General features: G+C 68.9%; 27 protein-coding genes. 23 read left to right on the plus strand and 4 right to left on the minus strand.

The features are described from left to right. The first annotated feature begins 48 nt into the window (after positions 1-48). From QH270_RS33955 to QH270_RS33990, 8 genes are all read left to right on the plus strand, one after another. Positions 49-432 (plus strand): hypothetical protein, encoded by a 384-nt coding sequence (locus QH270_RS33955; RefSeq protein ID WP_280348871.1) that lies wholly within the window; start codon positions 49-51, stop codon positions 430-432. Between the two features lie 50 nt (positions 433-482). Next, positions 483-1,139: a hypothetical protein gene (locus QH270_RS33960; RefSeq protein WP_280348873.1), complete on the plus strand. Its 657-nt coding sequence runs from the start codon at positions 483-485 to the stop codon at positions 1,137-1,139. A gap of 89 nt (positions 1,140-1,228) precedes the next feature. Next, positions 1,229-1,888, plus strand: a complete 660-nt coding sequence (locus QH270_RS33965; protein ID WP_280348875.1) for a hypothetical protein — start codon at positions 1,229-1,231, stop codon at positions 1,886-1,888. After that, the gene (locus QH270_RS33970; RefSeq protein WP_280348877.1) at positions 1,888-2,508 is read left to right on the plus strand and encodes a hypothetical protein; all 621 of its coding nucleotides are present in this window, start codon (positions 1,888-1,890) and stop codon (positions 2,506-2,508) included. The genes QH270_RS33965 and QH270_RS33970 overlap by 1 nt, the downstream gene beginning before the upstream one ends. Before the next feature lie 47 nt (positions 2,509-2,555). After that, positions 2,556-2,867 carry a hypothetical protein gene (locus QH270_RS33975; protein ID WP_280348879.1) on the plus strand — a complete coding sequence of 104 codons (312 nt, stop codon included), beginning with the start codon at positions 2,556-2,558 and terminating at the stop codon, positions 2,865-2,867. After that, positions 2,864-4,135 carry a hypothetical protein gene (locus tag QH270_RS33980; RefSeq protein WP_280348881.1) on the plus strand — a complete coding sequence of 424 codons (1,272 nt, stop codon included), beginning with the start codon at positions 2,864-2,866 and terminating at the stop codon, positions 4,133-4,135. Before QH270_RS33975 ends, QH270_RS33980 begins: the two co-directional genes overlap by 4 nt. Before the next feature lie 395 nt (positions 4,136-4,530). Next, positions 4,531-5,451 carry a tyrosine-type recombinase/integrase gene (locus tag QH270_RS33985; RefSeq protein ID WP_072740120.1) on the plus strand — a complete coding sequence of 307 codons (921 nt, stop codon included), beginning with the start codon at positions 4,531-4,533 and terminating at the stop codon, positions 5,449-5,451. Between the two features lie 160 nt (positions 5,452-5,611). Then, positions 5,612-5,923: a PepSY domain-containing protein gene (locus QH270_RS33990; RefSeq protein ID WP_029930724.1), complete on the plus strand. Its 312-nt coding sequence runs from the start codon at positions 5,612-5,614 to the stop codon at positions 5,921-5,923. A gap of 93 nt (positions 5,924-6,016) precedes the next feature. Here the strand turns inward: QH270_RS33990 and chrA are convergent, their stop codons facing one another. Beyond that, complete coding sequence (chrA, locus tag QH270_RS33995; protein WP_307718306.1) at positions 6,017-7,435, minus strand: chromate efflux transporter; 1,419 nt, start codon at positions 7,433-7,435, stop codon at positions 6,017-6,019. Positions 7,436-7,558: 123 nt separating this feature from the next. Between chrA and QH270_RS34000 the strand changes: the two genes are divergently transcribed. The 15 genes from QH270_RS34000 to QH270_RS34070 all read left to right on the plus strand — a co-directional run bounded on the left by QH270_RS34000 (position 7,559) and on the right by QH270_RS34070 (position 22,280). After that, on the plus strand, positions 7,559-8,053 hold the full coding sequence (locus QH270_RS34000; RefSeq protein ID WP_235204492.1) for a Chromate resistance protein ChrB: 495 nt from the start codon (positions 7,559-7,561) through the stop codon (positions 8,051-8,053). Continuing rightward, a complete protein-coding gene (locus tag QH270_RS34005; RefSeq protein WP_029930721.1) occupies positions 8,050-8,484 on the plus strand; it encodes a chromate resistance protein ChrB domain-containing protein in 435 nt (144 codons plus the stop codon). The genes QH270_RS34000 and QH270_RS34005 overlap by 4 nt, the downstream gene beginning before the upstream one ends. 17 nt (positions 8,485-8,501) lie before the next feature. Continuing rightward, positions 8,502-9,134: an ATP-binding cassette domain-containing protein gene (locus QH270_RS34010; RefSeq protein ID WP_052373435.1), complete on the plus strand. Its 633-nt coding sequence runs from the start codon at positions 8,502-8,504 to the stop codon at positions 9,132-9,134. Positions 9,135-9,300: 166 nt separating this feature from the next. After that, positions 9,301-10,797 carry a hypothetical protein gene (locus QH270_RS34015; RefSeq protein ID WP_218017189.1) on the plus strand — a complete coding sequence of 499 codons (1,497 nt, stop codon included), beginning with the start codon at positions 9,301-9,303 and terminating at the stop codon, positions 10,795-10,797. Beyond that, positions 10,794-11,450, plus strand: a complete 657-nt coding sequence (locus QH270_RS34020) for a hypothetical protein (protein ID WP_217631342.1) — start codon at positions 10,794-10,796, stop codon at positions 11,448-11,450. The genes QH270_RS34015 and QH270_RS34020 overlap by 4 nt, the downstream gene beginning before the upstream one ends. Next, entirely contained in the window at positions 11,443-11,925 is a 483-nt protein-coding gene (locus tag QH270_RS34025) for a hypothetical protein (RefSeq protein WP_139183358.1), read from the plus strand. The genes QH270_RS34020 and QH270_RS34025 overlap by 8 nt, the downstream gene beginning before the upstream one ends. Beyond that, positions 11,922-13,304: an IS1380 family transposase gene (locus tag QH270_RS34030; protein WP_072740121.1), complete on the plus strand. Its 1,383-nt coding sequence runs from the start codon at positions 11,922-11,924 to the stop codon at positions 13,302-13,304. The genes QH270_RS34025 and QH270_RS34030 overlap by 4 nt, the downstream gene beginning before the upstream one ends. Before the next feature lie 77 nt (positions 13,305-13,381). After that, entirely contained in the window at positions 13,382-13,630 is a 249-nt protein-coding gene (locus QH270_RS34035; RefSeq protein ID WP_432420473.1) for a GNAT family N-acetyltransferase, read from the plus strand. Between the two features lie 12 nt (positions 13,631-13,642). Next, entirely contained in the window at positions 13,643-14,452 is an 810-nt protein-coding gene (locus tag QH270_RS34040) for an exodeoxyribonuclease III (RefSeq protein WP_280348895.1), read from the plus strand. A 65-nt stretch (positions 14,453-14,517) separates the two neighbouring features. Then, entirely contained in the window at positions 14,518-15,720 is a 1,203-nt protein-coding gene (locus QH270_RS34045; RefSeq protein ID WP_280348897.1) for a homogentisate 1,2-dioxygenase, read from the plus strand. Beyond that, the gene (gene fahA, locus QH270_RS34050) at positions 15,717-16,904 is read left to right on the plus strand and encodes a fumarylacetoacetase (protein WP_280348899.1); all 1,188 of its coding nucleotides are present in this window, start codon (positions 15,717-15,719) and stop codon (positions 16,902-16,904) included. The genes QH270_RS34045 and fahA overlap by 4 nt, the downstream gene beginning before the upstream one ends. Before the next feature lie 103 nt (positions 16,905-17,007). Beyond that, positions 17,008-17,193 carry a hypothetical protein gene (locus QH270_RS34055; RefSeq protein ID WP_280348901.1) on the plus strand — a complete coding sequence of 62 codons (186 nt, stop codon included), beginning with the start codon at positions 17,008-17,010 and terminating at the stop codon, positions 17,191-17,193. 124 nt (positions 17,194-17,317) lie between these two features. Beyond that, positions 17,318-19,582: an MMPL family transporter gene (locus QH270_RS34060; protein ID WP_280348903.1), complete on the plus strand. Its 2,265-nt coding sequence runs from the start codon at positions 17,318-17,320 to the stop codon at positions 19,580-19,582. A 195-nt stretch (positions 19,583-19,777) separates the two neighbouring features. Continuing rightward, positions 19,778-21,400 carry a phosphomethylpyrimidine synthase ThiC gene (gene thiC, locus QH270_RS34065; protein WP_280348905.1) on the plus strand — a complete coding sequence of 541 codons (1,623 nt, stop codon included), beginning with the start codon at positions 19,778-19,780 and terminating at the stop codon, positions 21,398-21,400. An 85-nt stretch (positions 21,401-21,485) separates the two neighbouring features. Next, positions 21,486-22,280: a thioesterase family protein gene (locus QH270_RS34070; protein WP_280348907.1), complete on the plus strand. Its 795-nt coding sequence runs from the start codon at positions 21,486-21,488 to the stop codon at positions 22,278-22,280. On the opposite strand, the gene QH270_RS34075 is transcribed toward QH270_RS34070, so the two are convergent. Genes QH270_RS34075 through QH270_RS34085 form a run of 3 tightly spaced genes read right to left on the minus strand, consistent with a single transcriptional unit; the run spans position 22,281 to position 23,560 of the window. Continuing rightward, the gene (locus QH270_RS34075) at positions 22,281-22,793 is read right to left on the minus strand and encodes an SRPBCC family protein (protein ID WP_280348909.1); all 513 of its coding nucleotides are present in this window, start codon (positions 22,791-22,793) and stop codon (positions 22,281-22,283) included. Positions 22,794-22,809: 16 nt separating this feature from the next. Next, a complete protein-coding gene (locus QH270_RS34080; RefSeq protein WP_280348911.1) occupies positions 22,810-23,139 on the minus strand; it encodes an ArsR/SmtB family transcription factor in 330 nt (109 codons plus the stop codon). Further along, positions 23,129-23,560, minus strand: coding sequence for an SRPBCC domain-containing protein (locus QH270_RS34085; protein WP_280348912.1), 432 nt, complete (start codon positions 23,558-23,560; stop codon positions 23,129-23,131). The genes QH270_RS34080 and QH270_RS34085 overlap by 11 nt, the downstream gene beginning before the upstream one ends. Positions 23,561-23,578 lie beyond the last annotated feature (18 nt).

A 23,578-nucleotide genomic window follows, 5' to 3' on the forward strand; every position in this document is an offset into this window, starting at 1 on the left:
GCCCCCCCCGCCCCCCTCCCCCACTCGCCATCGCCGAAGGAGCACCTCATGCCCTCCCCCATCGCGCCCGGACAGCTGAACGTGCAGTGCACCGCCGAGCAGATCCGCGCCGCGCTCTACGCCTCCAATCACGATCCCGAGTACTTCGACACCGCCGAGGCCGTCGCCGAGCGCGACGCGCGGATAGCCGCCGGGGTGCCCGTCGTTCGGGTGACCGCGTGCAACTCGGGTGGCTCCGGCCGCGAGGCGTACGCCCTGATCCAGTCCGGAATCCGGCACGCCGACGGCACCTTCTGGCCCTCGATCGAGGGCTGCCCGATCGTCCACTTCCGCCGCCGCGACGGACGGCTGACCGACGCCGAGAACGCCCGGCGGCTGCTCCACCGCCGCTTCTGGGGCGTGGAAGTGCCGATCGAGTGGGTCAACGGCTGAGCCGCGCCCGGCTCCCTCCCTCCTTTTCCTATCGACGAAAGGTTCCGATCGTGATCCGCAAGATTCTCAACAAGCTGTTCCCCCTGACCATGTTCGTGGCGGCCGCCGCGATCGGCTCCAGCCTGTACACGGCCGTGCAACGGCGCGCTTGGCTCGACGTCGCGGGCTTGCTCGTCAGCGGGACCGTGTTGTTCTGCATCGCCCGGTTCCATCGGGGCGACAGCCGCGCATGGTGGCGGACGCCGGACTACGAGGCGCGTCACGCGGCGTTCGTGGAGACCCTGACCGATCTCACCCGCACCGGCCCCTACACCGCCTGGCACGCGGGCACCCGGCAATGGCTCAGCGTCACTGTGTGCACCGCACCGTTCACCGCGATCTTCTCTGGCTACCGCTACTTCGAGGTGGTCGTCCGCGACGCCCCCGAACCGGCCCTTGCGTTCGGAGCCGACATCGAATTCGACTACGTCACCACGCGCTGCTTCCTGGTGTTCCGCCGGAACCCGTTGATCGACATCCAGGTCACCGGCGAGCTCGTGGACCCGCGCACCGGCGACCGGCATCCAGTGTCCGATGGTCCGCGCGGCACGCTGCACGCCGTAGTCACCCGCATGCGGACACCCCTCGCCGCCCGCCTCGCGGGCTCTAGCGACATCAAGGCCCTGCTCGAACTGCTCGCCACCGCAGAACCGCGCGAGCGCCACTGACACCACCTGAGCAACACCGAAGCCGGGCGGGACCGGACACCCCGCCCCCTTCGATCCCCACTCGCATATCCCCCGAAGGGAGCAGGGCAATGCCCTCCACCAAATTCGACGCTCTCGTCGCCGAGGCACGGGTGCGCTACGCACCTGAGTTGACCGCGCTGACCGAACTCGGTTACGACGCGCAGGTCCGCGTCGTAGGCCACGTGAACATCTACATTCCCGTCGGCGAAGTCCGGGGCATCCCGCTGGAGATGCTTGTGTGCAACGGCGACGGCCTGGCGCTCGACGCGGACGAAATCGCCGCTAGCACCGATTGGTGCGCCTCGGTCTACTCCCGTCTCGACGGCACCCCGCTCGAGATCTTCTGCTACGGCTACACCGCCGTGGCCGCCGTGCAGGCCGCCGCCGCGCTGCTGCACGATCCGGTCCGCGTCGCAGTCCTGTCCTCTTCCCGGCGCTGGGATTTCGCGATGCTGCCCGCCGCCGCGCTCGGCGACCCGGACCGGGAAGCCACCCTGCTCGGCCCGCTCACCTCCGACGGCTTGGTCCCTACGAACGTCATCGTGCTCGACGAGGACGTACCCGGTTGGACTCAGGGCTGCTCGACGCATTCGCACTGCTACCCGATCGAGCGCGCCGCGGCGGTGGTCGCGCACCGCGATTGCGCGCACGCCCAGCTCGCGGACTGGACAGCGCACGGCCTCGTCGACGGCTGGTGGGCCTCGCTGACCGACGAGGGGCGGGCGTGATGTCGCGCAAAGACCAGGACGCGCGGGCGTGGTCCTCGGTGCTGGACACCCCGTTCCGCGACGAGCTCGACCTCATCGACCGCTACAGCGTCGACTCCGCCCAGGTGACCCCGCTCGGGCCGACCGGCTGGATCATTCGCGGGCTGCTGGCCAACGGGCTGGCCGTCGGCGCGGCCACCGACCGCGCCGACGAGTTCGGGCTCTGGCTCGACTTCTACGACCTCGATGGGCGGCTGATCGCCTACAGCGGCGACGGCGAGCTCGAACTCCGGCTGCGCACCGCGAGCGTGCTGACGCCCGAGACCGTCGCCCTGCTGCGCCACGGCGTTCGCCCGGCGGGCCTGCCCGACAGCATCCGCGTCATGCCTCACACCGTCGTCGAAGACGCCGACGGCGACCGGCTCGAGGTCACCGACCTCGGCGACGGCCGGGAACGACTCACCATCGCCCCGGACGCCGACGCGGTGCGCTTCGGCGGGTCCTTCCAGTCGGTCGACGTTCCCCGCGACCAACTGCTCGCGCTGCTGGCACAGCTCACCGACCGGTTCGCGCGCGACTTCAGCCCGCGCTCTCTCGTCACGGGCGGCGGCACCGACGCCGAACCGGACACGGCGCGCTGACCGCCATCCGCCCATCCCCACTCGCGCATTCCCGGAGGAGTTTTCCCGTGAACAACTTCCAGCACGACGGACGTCATGACGAACAGCACGACCAGAGTTGGCTCGCCCAGGCACACGCCGTTGTGGCCACCGGCTGGCTGACCGGGGGCTCGATGTACGCCCTCGGCGCGGTGTCGTCGGAGTTCCCCGCGATCATCTCCAGCCTGATGTTCCTCGCCGGTGCGGTGGCCGTCGAGGGCGGACTACGGCACTACCGCGCCTGGCGGCGCATCACCGACGAGCTGCACGCGGCGGGCTGCACCTGCCCGCCGGGCTCGGGCGGGGTGGCCCTGCGCGTCCGCGATCGGGCGAACCGGTGACCGGGCTCGCCGTGCCCGCGGCACTGCGGGAGCAGTTCGCCGCGCACGAACCCGCGCCCCGAGTCGTGCTGTCCTATGGACTCGGGGCCGACAGCACCGCCCTGCTGCTGCGCTGGATCTTCGACCCCGACAGCCGCGACTTCGACCTGGCGGAGCTGGCCGTCATCACCGCCATGGTGGGCGACGAATGGGAAGACACCGCGCGGGACGTGGCCGAGGTCGTGCTCCCGCTACTGGCCCAGCACCGGATTCGGTTCATCCAGGTCGGGCGGGCCGACCGCCGGGTGCGCACTGATGGCACCGGCGTCATCGTCTTCGACGACTCCCGATCGCCGCACCGCCTCTATATCGAGGGCGCCTACACCCTCGGCACCGAGATGCTCACGGCCGGCACTCAGCCGCAGATCGGTGGCAGTCGTCGGTGCAGCATGTCGGCCAAGGGCGAAGTGCTCGACCCGGTGATCGCCGCGATCACACACGAACGGCCGTACCGGCACGTCGTCGGATTCGAGGCAGGTGAGCTGACGCGGGCCCGCCGCGACGCCGGATACGACACCGCGCTGCGGCGTGGTGAGTACCCACTGATCTCCTGGGGCTGGGACCGGGAACAGGTGCTGGCCTACATCCGGGAGAAGACCGGCCGAGCATGGCAGAAGTCGGCGTGCGTGTTCTGTCCCTTCGCGCTGGTCACCGCTGCCAATCGAGTCGCCACCCTGGCGCGCTACGCGGCGTTCCCAGATGCCGGGGCGCGGATGCTGCTGATGGAGCACACCGCACTCGCGCTCAACGCCAAACAGGGCCTAGTCGGCGGCAAGCGCGCCATCGACTACGTGCGCGCGGCCGGACTCACCGGCGTCCTGGCCGCCTTCGAGAGTGCGCTCGCCGAGCAACCTCACGCCCTCTACGAGGTCCGCCGCCTCGCCCGGCGCACCCAAACCGGCGGGGCCAAGATGGTCGCGCGATCGGTTCGGTCGGTCGACGTCGGCTCTCGCGAAGAGATGGCCGCCTGGCTCGACGGCGCTCCGCTGCGGGTCGATATCGGCGGGCCCGACGGCTCCCAGGCGCTCGTCGACACCCGCCGCGAGCTCGGGGACGACGGCATCGCCCGCGCGGTCGTCCCTGGCCGGGACGGCACGGGCCCGCACGAGCTGGAGCACTTCTTCGTCGTCGCCCCCGCCGTCGTCGCCGACAAGGAACGGCCAGGATTCGCCGACTGGTGGGCGCAGGCCACCGGCACCGACCTGGCGCTGTTCCCAATATCGGCCTGACCGGCGACACACACATACGCGGGAAGACTTGACTCATTCCAGATAACGGGTAATATATGACACAGAAGGCGGCGGGACCGGACACCCCGCCCCTTCATCCCCCACTCGCACACGGCGTGTGGGGTCCAGTGACGAGAAAAGTCGCGCTAAGCGGTATCTGACTTCCCTCGGTTGTCGAGATGGGTTGTGTAGCAGTTGGTTTCGGATGGATGGGCACGATGCTCGGCCCAAATCCGGGAAAAGTCGCGCTAAGGAGTTGCCGCAGACAATGGCCTATTATCTGCGGTAGCTTCGATGGCGAGCTGGCGCGATGCCTCTTCCCGGGCGGAGCGACTCCGTAAATTATCTGTGGTAGCGCCGATCGGGTCCGGTGACCGGGGGCGGAAGGACTGATCGTGGGACAGGTGCGGGCGCTGCCGGTGCGGGGCGTGCGATTGAAGGATGCGGTGGATCACTTCTTGTCCACGATCCCGAGCGCCAACACCCGCCGCGGGTATGCCGTGGCCCTCAACCGGCTGGTGAGCGATTTCGGTGCCGATTCGGATGTGGGCCTGCTGGAGGCCGAGCGGGTCGGTGGCTGGTTCGTGTTCAAGTGGGGCGGTAGTTCAGCGCAGACGTTCAATGTCCGCCTCGCGTCGCTGCGCGCGGCGTGTGAGTACTGGCGTGCGCAGCAGTGGCTGGTCGGCGATCCTCTCGTCCGACTGGTGCCGCGGAAGGTGCCGCCGGATCACTCGCGGGCGCTGACCCGCGACGAGGTGACCTGGTTGCTCGCGGCGGATGTGCCGCTACGGGAACGGGTGCTGTGGACGATGCTGTACGAGACCGCGGCTCGTGCCGAGGAGCTGCTGATGCTCGACATCCCGGACCTGGACATGGGCAACCGGTGCGCCGTGGTGACCCGCAAGGGCGGGGCCCGCGACGTGGTCGCGTGGCAGAGCGGCACCGCGCGGCTGCTGCCCCGGCTTCTGGCCGGGCGGAAGTCCGGGCCGGTGTTCCTGACCGACCGCAAGGCGAAACCCGGTGTTGCTGTGGGCGATATCGACCCTTCCACGCTGCGGGGGAGGTTGTCGTACCGGCGGGCCCTGGAATTGTTCGAGCACCACACCGGCGGGTTCGCGCGTGGACCGTTCACGCTGCATCAGTTGCGTCATTCGAAACTCACACACGCCGCCGAGGACGGGGCGTCGACACCGATGCTGATGCGGATGAGCGGGCACACCTCGGTGCGATCCCTGGGTAAGTACTCGCGGCCATCCGCGGAGGCGCTGATCCGGTGGCAGGCCCAGACCGACCCTGCCGCGCGGCGGCGGCGCTGAGCGGTCCGGGCCCAGGGTTCCCACCGCGCAGTCATCGGACATGACGGCCTCGCACTGCGCGGCCGGTGCCGTCGGCGCGGATCTTCATGATCGCTTCATCGGGGGTGTCTACCGTCGGTTCGGCAAGCATCCGAATCGATCGAGAAAGGGAGTGGGTTCGATGAACCGTAGGGCGAGGATCGCCACCACTGCCGCTGCCGGCGTCGCGATTGTGGCGGCGGCCGGGGTGGGTATCGGGTACGCCTTCGACGGTGACGATGACGAGGTGACCGGGCCGGCCGCCGATCGGGCGCGTGCCGCGGCCGTGGAGGCGGTGCCCGGCGGCACGACCGGTGAGGTCGAAACCGAATCCGATGAGGGCGCTGCCGCCTATGGGGTGCAGGTCACCGCCCCCGACGGCTCGGTGCTCGAGGTGCACTTGGACAAGGACATGAAAGTCCTGGGGACAGAACCGGCCGACGACGACGAATGACCCCGGCGGTCGGTGACGCGGATCTGGGGTAGACCGCGTGCACCACCCGTGTGGCCAGGGTCGCGGCCGGGCCCGTACTCGGCTGCGGCCTGGTCATGTGACGGGTAGTCCGAGTGCTGCGGCGGCCGCGCCGAGTGCGGCGCAAACGGTGAGTACACGCAGCATGGGCCATTTCAGCCCGAACACGAGGACTGCCGCGACGGCGGTGAGGGCGAGGGCGACGGGTTTGGCGGTGTCGAGGGCGGGCAGGGCGATGCGCAGTGGCCCGGTGTGGATGTCGCGGGTGCCGGTGAACAGGGTGTGGGTGGCGAAGAAGACGGCGAGGTTGGCGATGACGCCGACGACGGCGGCGGTGATGCCGGTCAGGGCGCCGGACAGGGTGGTGTTGTGGCGTAGTCGTTCGACGTAGGGGGCGCCGAGGAAGATGAACAGGAAGCACGGCACGAAGGTCACCCAGGTGGTGAGCAGGGCGGCGATGATGGCGGCGAGCCAGGGGTTCAGGCCGCCGGGGTGGTGGTAGGCGCCGAGGAACGCGACGAATTGCACGACCATGATCAACGGTCCCGGGGTGGATTCGGCCAGTGCCAGGCCGCGCACCATCTCCGTGGGGGTGAGCCAGGCGTAGACCTCGACGGCGCGTTGGGCCACGAAGGCGAGCACGGCGTAGGCGCCGCCGAAGGTGACCAGTGCGGTGCCGGAGAAGAAGACGGCTTGGGTGGTGAAGATGCTGTGCGCGCCGGTGAGCACGGCGACCGCGATGATCGGCAGCGCCCACGCCACCAGCCCGACGGTCAGTATTCGCAGGTTGCGGCGCGCGGAGGGGGGTTCGTGGTGCAGGGTGTCGTCGTTGATCACGGGTGCGGGGCCGTCGTCGCCGGTGTCCTTTTGGGGGTGGATGGTGTGCGGGGCCAGGCGGCTCAATGCCCACCCGATGCCCGCGGCGGCGGCGATCACGAGGGGGAAGGGGATCGCGAACAGGGTCAGGGCCGCGAACGCGGCGACGGCGATCGCCACCAGGGCGGGGTGGTGCAGGGCGCGGCGGCCGACCCGGATGACGGCTTGGGCGACGATGACGACCACGGCCGGGCCGAGCCCGGCGAAGACGGCGGTGACGGCGGTGGTGTCGCCGACGGTGACGTAGATCGCCGACAGCGCGAGCAGCGTGAGCACGCCGGGCAGTACGAACAGGGTGCCGGCGGCCAGGCCGCCGCGGGTGCCGTTGAGCAGCCAGCCGACATAGATCGCCAGCTGTTGGGCTTCGGGTCCGGGCAGCAGCATGCAGTAGGACAGGGCGTGGTTGAACCGCCGCTGTCCGATCCAGCGTTTGTCCTCCACCAGGGTGCGTTGCATGACCGCGATCTGCCCGGCCGGTCCGCCGAAGGTCTGCAACGAGATCACGAACCAGGTGCGCAGCGCGTGGCGGAACGGGACCAGATCACGCCGCGGTGGCGGTCCCGGCTTCCCGGATCCGGTGTCGTTGGGCGGTGGTGAGGCGTGGTCGGGGGCGGTCACCGGCGGGTCTCCTTCGGACGAGCGTGAGGTCGCAGCGGTAGTCGTTCGCTGTGGGCCTTTGCGACCCGTTCCTTTTGATGTAACCATGGTTGCATTGATGTAGTGAAGTGAGGGAGCGCGGCAGTGACGAACGCGACGCAGGCCGGGTGGGTGCTGCTGTGCTATCGGATGCCGCGCGAGCCGTCCACCGCCCGTATCGCGGTGTGGCGCAACCTCAAACGGCTCGGTGTCGCGCAGCTGGGCGACGGGCTGGTGGGGTTGCCTGCCGATGCCCGCACGCGCGAGCATTTGGAGTGGATCGCCGAGGAAGTCCTCGCCGCGGGCGGGGACGCGACGATCTGGCTGGCCCAGCCAACCGTCACTGCACAGGAACGTGCGCTGGCCCGGGAGCTGGCCGCTGCCCGGGCCGCCGAATACGGCGCGGTGCTGGCCGAGGCCGAGCAGGCGCGCGCCGCCGATGCGGCGACCCGGCGGCGGGTGCTGCGCAGGCTGCGCGCCGAGCTGCGGCGCATTCACCGCCGTGACTACTTCCCGCCCGCCGAGCGGCGCGCCGCCGTCGCCGCCGTTGATGCCCTGCATCCCGATCATTCCGACCGCGAGGAGATTGAATCCGCATGAAATGGGCCACCCGTGCCGGAATCCATATCGACCGCGCCGCCTGCGCGTGGTTGATCCGCCGCTTTATCGACCCCGATGCCGTGTTCGTGTTCGTCACCGACCCCGACCAGGTTCCCGATGAGGCGACCGCGTTCGACATGCGCGGAGTGGAGCTGGGCCACCATGGTGGCGATTGCAGTTTCGAGACCATCGTGGCGCGCTATGAGCTCACCGGCGACGCCGCCCTGGCTCGGATCGCCGAGATCGTCCACGAAGCCGATATCGACGACGAACGCTACGACGCTCCCGAAGCCCCGGGCCTCGATGTCGTCCTGCGCGGGCTGTCGATGATCGGCGACGACGAACACACCCTCGCCGTCACCGCACCGGTCTTCGACGGCCTCTACGAGTTCTACCGGCGCGCTACCCTCCTCGGCCGCGAACCCGCCTGACCGGCACAGACCACACCATGCCCGCCATCACCCTGGATCAGGTCAGCGTCAGTCATGGCTGCGCACCGGTGCTCGTCGAGGTCGATGCGACGTTTCCCGGTGGTGAGTGTGCGGCGGTGGTCGGGGCCAGCGGGGCCGGGAAGACCACCCTGCTGCGGCTGCTCAACCGGCTCGCCGAGCCCGACCGGGGCCGGATCCTGCTCGACGCCACCCCGATCACCCGCCTCGACGTCCTGGAACTGCGCCGCCGTATCGGACTGGTTTCCCAGCACCCGACCCTGCTCACCGACACCGTCGCCGACGAACTCCGCACCGCCCGCCCCGGCCTGTCGGACGACCGGGTCGCGGCGCTGCTGACCCGGGCGGGGTTGGCGCCGACGTTCGGGGACCGCCGCTGCGCGGAACTGTCCGGCGGTCAGGCGCAGCGGGTGTGCCTGGCACGCTCACACGCTCGAGCGCATGATCGACGGCCGACTCGACACCGTGCTGGGTGCCTGCATCGACAACACCCACAGCCCGCACTCACCCGCCGGGCAGCCGTGCCGGGCCTCGTTCATATTGTGCCTGCAATGCCCCTGTGCGCGGGCGCTACCCCGGCATCTGCCGGTGCAAGTACTCGTCCACGATCAGCTCGCCGAACGCCGTGGTGAAATGACACCGCTGCGGTGGGCGCAGGCGTTTCGCCCGTCCCCACGCTCAACTGTCGGACCTGCTCGACCAACACAGCCGCGCCGCCATCGACACCGCCCGCGCGAACGCCTCCGATGCCGAGCGCGACTTGGTGAGCCGACTTCTGAACAGAGAGCTGGACCTGCGATGATCTCACCCCACCATGCATCGATCCCCGGCACCGACACCGATGTGCCACAGCCGAATACCCGCGTACTCGAGTCGCGTCCGCTACGGCCCGGGACGGGCAGCGATCGGCTGTCTCTGCTCGCTGCCGACCGATGGGACCTTGACCCGGCGATCTTCGAGGACCACTTCAGTGGTCACAGCCTCAACTTCGCGGCCATCCCCTCGCCCTTACGGCAGGAGGTGAAGATCTACTTCTGGCACCTGCTCAACCACACCGGCGCCGCGCGGCTGCGTGGTGGGAACTCCCGGCCGTCGGTGCGCACGGTCATGACAGCGCTGGGCTTGCTGCGGCCGTTCCTCACCTGGATGCACGAGCGGGGCCACAGCAGCTTCGGTCGGGTCACCAACCCGATGCTCGACGACTACCTGGCCGCCCTTGCCCAGGAGCCGATTCGACTGCAAATGAAGTACCAGCGGTTGATGGAGGTCAAACGATTGTGGGCCTACCGCACCGTGCTTCCCGAGTGCCTGCGCTTGCCGCCCGCACCGCCCTGGGGTGGTGAGGAATCCTTCGAAATCTTCGGTCGCGCAGTCAACTACCTCGAAAACCGCACACCACGCATCGCCGAGACCACGATGCAACACCTGCTGTGCTGGGCGATCCGGTTCGTCGACGACTTCGCCGCCGACATCCTTACCGCCCACGCCGAGCACATGCGGTTGCACGACGAAGAACCCGCCCAGCGGGACAACGCCGGGCGCAGCAGCCGCCCGCCACCCGGCGATGTACCCCGCCGCTTGAACGAGTATGTCGCGCGGCTGCAGCGATGTGGCGGTGCCCTGCCCGGCAGCCTCGACGACAATGGGTGCGCGGTGGTGGATTGGCACCCCGTCGGTTTGATCATCGGAGCGGTCGGCGATGGACTGGGCGACACGGTGGCCGGCCGCCGGGTCCTTGAGGCCGGTCTTCCGGTCTCGGATCAAGCCAACCTCGATACCCCGATCTCCGCACTGCTCGACGAGCGGCCGTGGCGGGACCGTCCGATCAGCTACCACGAGGCGCCGAAACTGGCGCGGCTGCTCAGCACCGCCTGCTTCGTGGTGATCGCCTACCTCTCCGGAGCCCGCCCCGGTGAGGTGCTGAATCTGCAACGCGACTGCCTGGAATACGATGCGGTCAACGATCTGTGGTCGATGCAGGGCCTGTATTTCAAGAACGCCGTCGACGCCGACGGTAACAAGTTGGTGGAAGGACAACTTCGCCGTATCCCGTGGGTGGTCATCGGTGTCGTCGCCCGTGCCATCGAGGTCCTCGAGCAGTTGCACTCCCAGCCTCTGCTGTTCCCGACCTGGCTCGAACCCTACCGACGGCCGCGCGATACACCCGCCAAGGCAAGGCCCGCACGTCGACCACCATGGCCCGCGACATTGCCCGCTTCGTCACCTGGGTCAACGACGAATGTCGTCGGCGTGGGCGAGCCGACGCGATCCCCGCCGATCCGAACGGAGGATTGAACGCGTCCCGGTTTCGCAGAACTCTCGCGTGGTTCATTCGGCGCCGTCCGCGCGGCCTGATCGCCGCCTCGATCCAGTACGGCCACGCCCACACCCGCATGCTGCAGGGATACGCCGGAACCTACGAATCCGGATTCCCCGACGACTACGCTTTCGAGGACTGGCTCTGCCGGCTCGAGAACATCGCCGCCGATCGCCGCGCGCTCGATGCCGGTGAACATGTCAGCGGCCCTGCCGACACCGCCTACCGCCACCGCATCGCAGCGGCCGACGCTCAATTCGCCGGCCACGTTTTGCGAAGCCCGCGCCAAACCCGCGATCTACTGGGCAACCCGCTGCTGCAGATCCATCACGGCGAGGGCATGACCTGCGTATTCGACCCCGCACACGCCGCCTGCCAGCTCCGCGGCACCGCCGACGATCCGCTGGTCACTCCCGATCTTGAGGACTGCCGACCCAAATGCCGCAACATCGCCCGCACCGACCGGGACATCGTAGTGATCCGTGCCCGCTACGACGCGCTTACCCGCGTGGTCTCCGATCCACTGGCTCCACCGATCCGCCACGAACGCGAACTGCACGAATTGCACCGTCTGGCAACGATACTCGACATCCACGACCGGCCGCCACGACAGAGGAGCGCAGGTGACTGAATCCGCCTCCGAACCTGACGCGACCCGGGTAGCGATCATCGCGGCAATGGATCGCCTGCTCACCGGCACTCCGCTCCGCGCTACGGGACGGCTGAGCGTGTCCCAACTGGCAGTCGAAGCGGGTGTCAAACGCTGGCAGTTGACCCACCGGCACCTCGATCTGAAGGAGAAGTTCCAGGCGAGGGTGAGAACCACCGTGTCCCAACCAGCGGTGAGCTGCCGATGCGGCAGCGACGTTCCTCGCCTTCGCGCCGAGCGCGCCGCCCTGCTCGAGCAGGTCGCGGACCTGGAACAACGACTCCGGTTGTACGCGACAGTGATCAACACCCTCGCCGGCGAGAATGCGGCCCTAACCTCGATCCCTCACGCCAATTCCGGCACAAGGTGCCGGAATTGGCGAAAAGGTGCTCTGAACTGCGATAATTCGGCTTGTCTAAGGTCGAATCGAACAGTTTCAGGAGCACCTTTTCGGTGAGTGAGTCTATGTCGTGGTATCCGTCGCTGAAAATCGAGGTCGGCGGGTCGCCGGTCGTGTCGCAGGCCGGGGCGGGATTGCTGCTACGGACCGTGGAGAAGACCGGGTTGAGCAGGGGTTTGTCCGAGAGGCTGTCGCCGTGGCGTAGCTCGGGTGCGGTGCATGATCCGGGCAAGGTCGTGTGTGATCTGGCGGTGATGCTCGCACTCGGCGGGGACTGCGTGTCAGACCTGGCGCTGCTGCGGGCCGAGCCCTGTGTGTTCGGTGCGGTGGCCTCGGACCCGACGGTATCGCGGCTGATCACAGTGTTGGCTGGTGATTCGCGCAAAGCGTTGGCGGCCATTGCTTCCGCTCGCGCGCAGGCGCGAGCACGGGCGTGGGAATTGGCGGGAACGGCCGCCCCGGATTACGGGGTCGACGCGGCGGCGCCGTTGACGATCGATCTCGATGCCACCTTGACCGAGGCCCACTCGGACAAGGAACACGCGGCCCCGACCTTCAAACGCGGTTTCGGGTTTCACCCGTTGCGGGCGTTCGTCGACCACGGCGAGACCGGCACCGGGGAACCGGCCGCGGTCATGCTGCGCCCGGGAAACGCCGGCTCCAATACCGCGCACGACCACAAACAACTACTGGCCGACGCGTTGACGCAGCTACCGCGGGTCGACCGGTGGCGGATCGGTCGCAAAGTCCTGGTCCGCGCCGATTCCGGCGGCGGCACCCACGAATTCCTCGACTACTGCCACCGCCGCCGCGTTCAGTATTCGATCGGTTTCGTTCTCACCGACGACATCGTCGCTGCCCTCGACAACCTCATCGACACCGACTGGATCCCCGCCCTCGATGCCGGCGGGAAGACCCGGCCCGGCGCCTGGGTTACCGAGGTCACCGGCCTGCTGGACCTGTCGGGTTGGCCGCGCGGGATGCGGCTGGTGGTGCGCAAGGAACGCCCGCACCCCGGCGCGCAGTTGCGGTTCACCGACCACGACGGGCTGCGGCTGACCGCGTTCGTCACCAACACCACGACAGGGCCGCTGCCGGAATTGGAGTTACGGCACCGTCGCCGCGCCCGCTGCGAGGACCGCATCCGCGCCGCGAAAGACACCGGCCTGCGCAACCTTCCGTTCCACAGCTACAACGCCAACCGCATCTGGACAGCGATCGTCGCACTCGCCATGGACCTGACCGCCTGGACGCAAATACTGGCCTTCGGACCGGATTCCGCACGCCGCTGGGAACCGAAAACACTACGACTGCGACTGTTCTCGATCCCCGCACGCCTGGCCCGTCACGCCCGCCGGGTCCACCTGCGCCTACCCGCTCACAACCCGTGGACCGGTCTCGCTCTCACCGCTTTCGCCCGCCTCGCAGCACCCTGACCAGCAAAAACCCGCCCCTACGAAGCAAGAAAGACACCCTCCGGACTTGTGGAACCCGGCAGCCCACCCGCGGGGGGGTGACCCCGGCGCCGGACGGCTGGCGCTGGGGCGGCCTCACCTGCGGCGCGGGCGCGACCGCGCACCGCCGCAACGGACTGGCCGCGCTGCTGTGCGCCGAGCTGATCCGCTGGGGTGCCGAGCACGGCGCCACCCACGCCTACGTGCAGGTGGAGGTGGGCAATGCCGCCGGACTCGCGCTGTATCGCGAGCTCGGCTTCCTCGAACACCACAGCTACCGCTACGCCGCGCCGCCGAGCGCGGTCTAGAAAGGACCTCCGTTGCGTCTCGCCACCTGGAACGTCAACTCGGTACGCTCCCGCGTCGACCGGGTGATCGCCTTCCTGGACCGCCACGACATCGATGTGCTGGCGTTGCAGGAGACCAAGTGCCGCGACGACCAGTTCCCGTACGAGCGGTTCGACGCGGCCGGCTACGAGGTCGCCCACGTGGGCCTCAATCAGTGGAACGGCGTGGCCATCGTCTCCAGGGTGGGGCTGGCCGATGTCGAGATCGCGTTCCCCGATCAGCCCGGTTTCGACAAGAACGCGGGCGACTCGCTGATCGAGACGCCGGTCGTGGAGGCCAGGGCGCTCGGCGCCACCTGCGGCGGGGTCAGGGTGTGGAGCCTGTACGTGCCCAACGGCCGGGCGCTGAACGACCCGCACTACGCCTACAAGCTGAGCTGGCTGTCGACACTGCGCGACACCACCGCCCGCTGGCTGGCCGAGGATCCGACCGCCAAGATCGCGCTGGTCGGCGACTGGAACATCGCTCCCACCGACGACGACGTGTGGTCGCCTGCGTTCTTCGCGGGCAAGACCCACACCTCGGGTCCCGAGCGCGCCGCCTTCCAGGCGATGCTCGACACCGGCCTGCGCGATGTGGTCCGCTCCTTCACCCCGGGCGCGTTCACCTACTGGGACTACACCCAGCTGCGTTTCCCCCGCAAGGAGGGCATGCGCATCGACTTCATCCTCGCTTCACCCGCCCTGGCCGACCAGGTCAAGGACGCGTCGATCGACCGCGAGGAACGCAAGGGCAAGGGCGCCAGCGACCATGCCCCGGTGATCGCGGAGTTCACCGACTGATCACGCCGCCGGCGGTACCGTGGAAGCAGGTCCATCCGGCCTGCGACGTAGCGGGAGGTGTGGTTGTGGCGTTCTATCGGCAGGTGGGGAATGTGCCCCCGAAGCGGCATACGCAGCATCGGGACGAGCGCGGTCAGCTCTATTACGAGGAGTTGATGGGCGAGGAGGGATTCTCCGGCGACTCCTCACTCCTCTACCACCGCGGCATGCCACCGGCCATCGTCGACGCGACGGTCTGGGAGCTCCCCGATCAGACACTGACCCCGAATCATCCACTGCGCCATCGGCATCTACGCCTGCCCGAGCTGTTCCCCGGGGACACCCCGGCCGCGACCGACCCGGTGACCGGGCGCCGGCTCCTGCTCGGCAACCCCGACGTGCGGATCTCCTATGTCGTGGCCAAGGGCGCGTCACCGCTGTACCGCAATGCCATCGGCGACGAGCTGGTGTACGTGGAATCCGGTGCGGCCGTGGTGGAGAGCGTGTTCGGCACGCTGCCCGTGCGGCAGGGCGATCAGGTGATCATGCCGCGCGCCACCACGCACCGCTGGCTGCCCGCGGGCGAGGAACCGTTGCGCGCGTATGTGATCGAGGCATCGAGTCATCTCACGCCGCCCAAGCGGTACCTGTCGAAATTCGGTCAGCTGCTGGAGAATTCACCGTACTGCGAGCGCGACCTGCACGGTCCGGCGAGCCCGCTGCTCGCCGAGGGCACCGACGTGGAGGTGCTGGTGAAGCACCGGCCGGGCGCCGAGGTGGTCGGCACCAGGATGATCTACGCGACGCATCCGTTCGACGTGGTCGGCTGGGACGGGTGCCTGTATCCGTACACCTTCAACATCGCCGATTTCGAGCCGCTCACCGGCCGCGTGCATCAGCCGCCGCCGGTGCATCAGGCCTTCGAGGCGATCAACTTCGTTGTCTGCAATTTCGTCCCGCGCAAGGTGGACTATCACCCGCTGTCGATCCCGGTGCCGTACTACCACTCGAACGTCGACTCCGACGAGATCATGTTCTATTGCGGCGGAAACTACGAGGCGCGCAAGGGTTCCGGAATCGCGCAGGGTTCGGTGTCGGTGCATCCCGGCGGCTACGCGCACGGCCCGCAACCCGGCGCCTACGAGCGCAGCATCGGCGCGGAGTTCTTCGACGAGCTGGCGGTGATGGTCGATACCTTCCGGCCGCTGCAACTCGGCGAGGGCGCGCTGGCCTGCGAGGACCCGGGGTATGCCTGGACCTGGTCGGGTCGCGGGCCGGGGCTGCGATGAGCGCGCGGCTGCTGCGCGTCGAGGTCGCGCCGGACTCGCTGTTCGGGCCGGAGAACCTGCCCTACGGCGTCTTCGCGCCGCCGGGCGGCCCATTCCGGGTGGGCGCCCGCCTCGGCGACACCGTGCTCGATCTGGTCGCGCTGCTGGGTGATCCGATCTTCGCGCGGCCCGATCTGAACGCCTTCCTCGCCGCCGGGCCCGACCGCTGGCGCTCCGTCCGCGCGCGGCTGCGAGAGCTCGCCGAGGCCGAATTGCCGATCGACGCGGTGCATCCGGTCAACGCCGTCGAGCTGGCCTTGCCGGTGCGGATCGGCGACTACGTCGACTTCTACGCCAGCATCGACCACGCCACCAATCTCGGCCGGCTGTTCCGGCCGGACAGTGAACCGCTGCTGCCGAATTGGCGGCATCTGCCGGTCGGCTATCACGGCAGGGCCGGGACGGTCGTCGTCTCCGGGACGCCGGTGATCCGGCCGCGGGGACAACGTCGAACCGATTCGGGGACACCGGACTTCGGCCCTTCGCGGCGGCTGGACATCGAGGCGGAGCTGGGATTCGTGGTGGGTGCCGGGTCGCCGCTCGGCGTGCCGGTCGGGGTCGACGAGTTCGCCGAGCACGTCTTCGGCGTCGCCCTGGTGAACGACTGGTCGGCCCGCGACATCCAGGCCTGGGAGTATCAGCCGCTCGGCCCGTTCCTCGGCAAGTCGTTCAGCACCTCGCTGTCAGCCTGGATCACGCCGCTCGACGCGCTGGCCGCGGCCCGGGTCCCGCTGCCGCCCCAGACCCCCGAACCACTGCCCTACCTGCGCGGCGCCGACGACTACGGGCTCGACATCGAGCTGGCGGTGGCCTGGAACGGCCGGGTCGTCACGCGCCCGCCCTACGCGCGGATGTACTGGTCCCCGGCGCAGATGCTCGCCCATCTCACGGCCAACGGCGCCTCCGTCCGCCCCGGTGACCTGTTCGCCTCCGGCACCATCTCCGGCCCGGAACCGGACCAGCGCGGCTCCTTCATCGAATTGTCCTGGGGCGGAACACAACCCATCTCCATCGACGGCTCGGAACGGTCCTTCCTCGCCGACGGCGACGAGGTCACCATCACCGCGACCGCGCCGGGCACCGCCGGGCGAGCGATCGGCCTCGGCGAGGTACGCGGCCGGATCATCCCCGCACGAACGACGTGACGCCGCAGCGCCCCTGAGATCTGGGGCTCTCGCCGTGTCGAACACTCCAATACGCTCGGTTTCGCAATCATGCGTCGGGATATTCGATAGGAAATACACACTCATGCGCACAACCCTCGCCGCCATCGCCGGTCTGGCTCTGATCGGCCTCGTCCAGCTGCCCGCGGCCGGACCCGCCGCGGCGGCTACCTGCGGTCCCTACCCGGTGCCGTGCGCCCCGAGCTCGTCGGAACAGGCCGCCGACTTCTTCTCGCTCCTGCGCAACGCCCTGTTCAGCGGATCGGCGTAACCACCCACGGCATCCGACCAGGGGCGGAGATGGTACTCGTCTCATCTCCGCCCCGAGGGGGTATCGACAAGAATCCGTGCGGGATACGGTGACTTTCGACATTTCCTAGAGAGAGCCCCCGACGATGTTGACGAGAATCGCCCGCGCCGCCGTGGGCAAGCCACGGCTGGTGGTCGCGGTCGCCCTGCTGCTGATGATCCTGTGCGGCGCGATCGGCGCCACGGTGCACTCCCACATGAAGTCGGGCGGCTTCGTCACCGAAGATCTCGATTCGGTGCGCGCGAGCCAGTACCTGAGCGAACACTTCCCCGGCAGCGAGCCGAACTACGTCCTGCTGGTGAGCACCGAGGAGGGCGCCGATTCCCCGGCGGCCCGCGCGGCGGCGGAGGGCGCGATCGCCCAGCTGCGGACCCACCCCGACATCGTCAGCGGCGTGCAGTCGTACTGGACCTCGCGGCCCGACCTGAAGCAGGCGCTGCGCAGCAAGGACGGCAAGCGGGCGCTGATCCTGGCCAGCATCGAGGGTGACGACGCCGAGTTGCCCGTGCGCGCGGCCGCGCTCAGCGAGGAACTGCGGGTCGACAGCGGGCCGGTGACGATCGTGCCCGGCGGCCTGGCGGCCTCCTTCTCCGATATCAACACCCAGATCAGCAAGGACCTGGTGATCGCCGAGGCGGTCGCGATTCCGATCACCGGCCTGCTGCTCGCGCTGGTGTTCGGCAGTCTGATGGCCGCCGCGCTGCCCATCGCCATCGGCCTGTTCGCGATCGCCGCCGCGCTCGGCATCCTGCGGGTACTCACCGCCGTCACCGACGTGTCGATCTTCGCGCTGAACATGACCACCGCGCTCGGTTTGGCGCTGGCCATCGACTACAGCCTGTTCATCGTCAGCCGGTATCGCGAGGAACTGGCGGCGGGCGCGACCCCGGCCGCGGCGGTGCACCGGTCGATCCGGACCGCCGGCCGCACGGTCGTCTACTCGGCGCTGGTGGTCGCCCTGTCGCTGTCGGCGCTGCTGGTCTTCCCGCAGTACTTCTTCAAGTCCTTCGCCTACGCGGGCATCGCCGTCGTCGCGGCCGCCGCGGCCGCCGCGGTGATCGTGCTGCCCGCGCTGCTGATCCTCGTCGGCGACCGGATCGAGGCGGGCGATCTGCGCGCGCCGCTGCGCAGGCTGTTCCGGCTCGCGCCGCGCACGGAGAAGCAGCCACGCGAGACCTTCTGGTATCGCCTGGTCACCGCCGTGATGAAACGCCCGCTGCCGATCGCCCTGGCGACCACGGCGTTCCTGCTGCTGCTCGGTTCGCCGTTCCTCGGTGTCCAGTTCGGCTACCCCGACGACCGGTCCCTGCCCGCCGGCGTGGCCAGCCGCGATGTCGGCGATGTGCTGCGCACCGAATTCGACGCCGACATGGCGGCGAGCGCGACCGTCGTGCTGCCGGAGTTCCGCGGCGTCCCCGCCGACCTGGAGGCCTACGCGCGCGAGCTGTCGAAGGTGCCCGATGTGCCTGCCGTACTGAGCAGCGCCGCGGTCTACCGCAACGGCTTGCGGGTCGCCGCGGGCGTGCCGGAGATGTCGGACCCGGCCGAGGGCGCGTACCTGTCGGTCGCGACCAGCCTCGATCCGTACTCCGACGCCGGGCGCGCCCAGCTCGACGCGATCCGCGCCGTCGACGCGCCCACCGAGGCCCTGGTCACCGGGCCGGCCGCGCTGAACCAGGACTCGGTCGAAGCGATCACCGGCAAGCTGCCGCTGGCCGGTGCCCTGATCGCGCTGGCCACCCTGGTGCTGCTGTTCCTGTTCACCGGAAGTGTGGTGCTGTCGGTGAAGGCACTGGTGCTCAACATGCTGTCGCTGGCGGCGACGTTCGGCGCGATGGTGTGGATCTTCCAGGAGGGGCACCTGTCCGGCCTGCTCGGCTTCACCGCCACCGGCACGCTCAACCTGGCCATGCCCATCCTGATGTTCAGCCTGGCCTTCGGCGCGTCCATGGACTACGAGGTCTTCCTGCTCTCCCGCATCCGCGAGGAATGGCTGGCCGGGCCCAAGACCACCGAGGGCAATACCGAGGCGGTCGCCATGGGTGTGGCGCGCACCGGCCGCATCTTCACCGCCGCGGCACTGCTGATGAGCATCGTCTTCCTCGGCGTGGCGACATCCGGCGTGTCGATGATGAAGCTGTTCGGTCTGGGCTGCGCGCTGGCGGTGATCAGCGACGCGACCGTCATCCGCGGGCTGCTCGCACCGGCCCTGATGCGGATGATGGGCAAGTGGAACTGGTGGTCACCGAAGCCACTCGCGATGTTGCACAACAAGTTCGGGCTGAAGGAAGCCGACGAGCCGGTGCCGGCCGAACTCGGGAAACCCGAGCCGGCGGCCACCTCGGCCTGAGGCATTCGCGCGGCCCGTCCGGACTACCCGGGCGGGCCGCCGTCGTATCGGGGTAGGGTCGGCGACGGAAAATTTCACATGCCAACGGGGGCTCGCACCAGCGGGCTGAGAGGACGGCTAGCCCATTCCATGGGCGATCAGGGCCGTCGACCGTATGAACCTGACCGGGTAATGCCGGCGTAGGGAGGAAACACCATGGGCACAGCCACGTCTGTCACCACCGGCCCCATCGAGGGCAGCGTCAAGCACTACAAAGAGGTCGACGGCCTGCGCATTCCGGTGCGCCGGATCAACCTCACCAACGGCGAGCACTTCGACGTCTTCGACACCTCGGGCCCGTACACCGACGAGAACGCGGTGATCGACCTCGAGGCCGGGCTGCCGAAGCTGCGCGACGACTGGGACAAGCCGCGGGTCGACGGTCCGCGCACCCAGCTGCACTGGGCCCGCCAGGGGATCATCACCCCCGAGATGCGGTTCATCGCCGCCCGCGAGGGTGTGGCGCCGGAGCTGGTGCGCGACGAGGTCGCCGCGGGGCGCGCGGTGATCCCGGCCAACCACAACCACCCGGAGCTCGAGCCGACCATCATCGGCAAGAAGTTCCTGGTGAAGATCAACGCCAATATCGGCAACTCGGCGGTGTCGTCCTCGATCGCCGAGGAGGTCGAGAAGATGGTGTGGGCCTCGCGCTGGGGCGCCGACACCATCATGGACCTGTCGACGGGCAAGAACATCCACGAGACCCGCGAGTGGATCCTGCGCAACTCCCCCGTCCCGATCGGCACCGTACCGATCTACCAGGCGCTGGAGAAGGTCAACGGCGATCCCACCAAGCTCACCTGGGAGTTGTACCGCGACACCGTGATCGAGCAGTGCGAGCAGGGCGTGGACTACATGACCGTGCACGCGGGCGTGCTGCTGCGCTACATCCCGCTCACCGCCAAGCGCGTCACCGGCATCGTCTCGCGCGGTGGGTCCATCATGGCGGCCTGGTGTCTGGCGCATCATCAGGAGTCGTTCCTGTACACGCACTTCCGGGAACTCTGCGAGATTCTCGCGAAGTACGACGTGACGTTCTCCCTCGGTGACGGCCTGCGTCCCGGCTCGATCGCCGACGCCAACGACGAGGCCCAGTTCGCCGAACTGCGCACGCTCGGCGAGCTCACCAAGATCGCGAAATCCTATGGCGTGCAGGTGATGATCGAGGGCCCCGGCCACGTGCCGATGCACAAGATCGTCGAGAACGTCCGGCTCGAGGAGGAGCTGTGCGAGGAGGCGCCGTTCTACACCCTCGGCCCGCTGGCCACCGATATCGCGCCCGCCTACGACCACATCACCTCCGCGATCGGCGCCGCGATCATCGCGCAGGCCGGTACCGCGATGCTCTGCTATGTGACGCCCAAGGAGCATCTGGGCCTGCCCAACCGCGATGACGTGAAGGTCGGCGTGATCACCTACAAGATCGCCGCGCACGCCGCCGACCTCGCCAAGGGTCACCCGCACGCCCAGGACCGCGACAACGAATTGTCCAAGGCCCGTTTCGAATTCCGCTGGCACGACCAGTTCGCGCTCTCGCTCGACCCGGACACCGCCCGCGAATACCACGACGAGACGCTGCCCGCCGAGCCCGCCAAGACCGCCCACTTCTGCTCCATGTGCGGCCCGAAGTTCTGCTCGATGCGCATCTCCGCCGACGTCCGCGAATACGCGGAGAAGCAGGGTCTCACCGACGTGGCCGCCATCGAAGCGGGCATGGCCGAGAAGTCCGCCGAATTCGCCGACCACGGCAACCAGGTCTACCTCCCGGTCGTCTCCTGAGCACCCGGCGCCCGCCCCCACCGGGCGGGCGCCGGTACCGGGGACCGCCGCCCGACACCGGTATCGCGCGGGTACGGTCGAGCTCGTGACCGATGCCTTCTATGTTCCCGATCCGGCGGAGCCGAACCGGTTCGTCTCGACCGAGCTGACCCGGGGTCCGTGGTCGCCGGACGCGCAGCATGCCGGGCCGCCGTCGGCGCTGCTCGGGCATGTCATCGAGCGATGCGAGCCGCGCGAGGGGTTCCAGGTCGGCCGCGTCGCGGTGGAGATCCTCGGGCCCGTGCCGCTGGCCCCCCTGACCGCCGAGGCCAGGGTGGTGCGGTCGGGGCGCAGCGTCGAGTTGATCGAAGCGACGCTGTCCTCCGAGCGCGGGCCGGTGATGCAGGCCAACGCGTGGCGGCTCAAGCTGGCCGAACCGCCGCTGGACCTGCCGCCGGAGTTCCTGCCCACCGGCGAGCGCACGATGCCCGCCGAGCAGGAGCCCGCGGTGTTCCCGTCCGAGCAGAAGGTCGGCTTCCACACCGGCATCGAATACCGCTTCGCCAGTGGTTCCTTCGCCGCGCCCGGACCCGCCGTCTGCTGGATCCGGCTGAAGTACCCGATCGTCGCGGGCACCACCCCCAGTCCGCTCGAGCGCACCCTGGCCGCCGCCGATTCCGGCAACGGCGTGAGTGCCGTCCTCGACTGGTCCAAGTACCTGTTCATCAATACCGACCTCACGGTCACCCTGCACCGGCACCCGGTCGGCGAATGGGTGTGCCTGGACGCGGTGACCCATCCGCAGCCGCACGGCATCGGCCTCGCCGAATCGGCGCTGTTCGACGAGACCGGACCGCTCGGGCGCAGCACGCAGACCCTGCTCATCGCGCCGCGCGGGTGATCAGCCGATGGCGTCCAGGTCGACCAGGTCGGTGTTGCCGTGCTTGCGCAACTCGGACTCGGCGGTGCTGGTGCGCCGGAACGGATCACCGACCCCGGTGGTGAGCAGGCCGCGCAGACTGGTGGTGATGTAGGCGCCCCAGGCATTGGTGCACACCGCGTAGCACTCGCCGGTGGGCACCAATCCCCGATGGGTGAAACGCAATTCGGTGCCGGTCGCGGTTTCGGTGAGGTCGAAGACGATGTCGGTGTTCTCCCATTCGGCGGTGTCGGTGACGAACGACAGCCACGAGTCGGTCACGTGCCACACCAGGCGTCGGCCGGGTACGGACTCGGTGGTCGTCATCGTGCAGCGATGAATGCCGGGAACCTCGAAAAGGTACTTGTCACCGACCTTTCCGGTGCTGCCTTCGATGGTCTCCGACCACCACGCCCGCACGTCGTTGACCGCGGCGAACACCTCCTCGGGTGTCTTGTCGACGGTGATGGTCACGGTGTAATCGTCGGCGCCCATTGCGCTTCCTTCCGGCTCAGCCGTCGAGATGACGGCGGAGCGCGTCGAGGGGGCTGTCCCAGTCACGCGAGAGGGCAGCCAGGAATTGTTGTGCCACTTGCATCGGCGCGGAGTCGAGCCGGTAGCGCACGCGCCGCCGTTCGCCCGGTTCCGCGATCACCAGGCCCGCGTCGGCGAGCAGACCCAGGTGTTTGGCGATCGCCTGCCTGGTGATGGGCAGGCGATCGGCGAGGTCGGTCGCGGTGGCCGGGCCGTGCGCGGCGAGCGCGGCCAGGATCGACCTTCTGCTCGGATCGGCCAGCGCGACGAAGACCCGTTCGGCGGTGGCCTCCGGTTCAGGCCGCATCGAGGTACTCGACGAGCTCGCCCAGCTCGCTCTTCCAGCCGCCGACATTGCCCTCGAAGGCCTCCTTGTGCAGGTCCTCGGGCAGCTGGGCGAAGCCGGTCTCGACGACCGTGAGCCGGGTGCCGACACCGACTGGCTCGAGGGTGAACTCCACGTAGGTGCGGCGCGGGTCCTCGTCGGGCAGCCCGTTGATCGGCCAGGTGTAGCCGAATACCGACGGCTCCTCGACCCGCTCCACCCGCATATCGGCCGAGAATCCTTCCTTCCAGGTCATCCGCATATCGCCGCCGGGCCGCAGGTCGATCTCCGCGGTATTGCCGAACCAGCTCGCCAGCCCCTCGGCGGTGGTGATCGCCGCCCAGACCTTGGCGGGCGGGTGCGCGAGCTCGACGGTGCGCACGATCTGATCAGGGAATCCCATGACGCCTCCTCTAATAGC

Source organism: Nocardia neocaledoniensis (genome assembly GCF_029868625.1).
Taxonomy (GTDB): domain Bacteria; phylum Actinomycetota; class Actinomycetes; order Mycobacteriales; family Mycobacteriaceae; genus Nocardia; species Nocardia neocaledoniensis_A.

What these genes read in the sequence shown, in the direction of transcription:
- QH270_RS33955 (WP_280348871.1), top strand. Translation starts at nt 49, where the DNA reads ATGCCCTCCCCCATCGCGCCCGGACAGCTGAACGTGCAGTGCACCGCC.
- QH270_RS33965 (WP_280348875.1), top strand. Translation starts at nt 1,229, where the DNA reads ATGCCCTCCACCAAATTCGACGCTCTCGTCGCCGAGGCACGGGTGCGC.
- QH270_RS33970 (WP_280348877.1), top strand. Translation starts at nt 1,888, where the DNA reads ATGTCGCGCAAAGACCAGGACGCGCGGGCGTGGTCCTCGGTGCTGGAC.
- QH270_RS33990 (WP_029930724.1), top strand. Translation starts at nt 5,612, where the DNA reads ATGAACCGTAGGGCGAGGATCGCCACCACTGCCGCTGCCGGCGTCGCG.
- QH270_RS34005 (WP_029930721.1), top strand. Translation starts at nt 8,050, where the DNA reads ATGAAATGGGCCACCCGTGCCGGAATCCATATCGACCGCGCCGCCTGC.
- QH270_RS34010 (WP_052373435.1), top strand. Translation starts at nt 8,502, where the DNA reads ATGCCCGCCATCACCCTGGATCAGGTCAGCGTCAGTCATGGCTGCGCA.
- QH270_RS34015 (WP_218017189.1), top strand. Translation starts at nt 9,301, where the DNA reads ATGATCTCACCCCACCATGCATCGATCCCCGGCACCGACACCGATGTG.
- fahA (WP_280348899.1), top strand. Translation starts at nt 15,717, where the DNA reads ATGAGCGCGCGGCTGCTGCGCGTCGAGGTCGCGCCGGACTCGCTGTTC.
- QH270_RS34055 (WP_280348901.1), top strand. Translation starts at nt 17,008, where the DNA reads ATGCGCACAACCCTCGCCGCCATCGCCGGTCTGGCTCTGATCGGCCTC.
- QH270_RS34060 (WP_280348903.1), top strand. Translation starts at nt 17,318, where the DNA reads ATGTTGACGAGAATCGCCCGCGCCGCCGTGGGCAAGCCACGGCTGGTG.
- thiC (WP_280348905.1), top strand. Translation starts at nt 19,778, where the DNA reads ATGGGCACAGCCACGTCTGTCACCACCGGCCCCATCGAGGGCAGCGTC.
- QH270_RS34075 (WP_280348909.1), bottom strand. Translation starts at nt 22,793, where the DNA reads ATGGGCGCCGACGATTACACCGTGACCATCACCGTCGACAAGACACCC.
- QH270_RS34080 (WP_280348911.1), bottom strand. Translation starts at nt 23,139, where the DNA reads ATGCGGCCTGAACCGGAGGCCACCGCCGAACGGGTCTTCGTCGCGCTG.
- QH270_RS34085 (WP_280348912.1), bottom strand. Translation starts at nt 23,560, where the DNA reads ATGGGATTCCCTGATCAGATCGTGCGCACCGTCGAGCTCGCGCACCCG.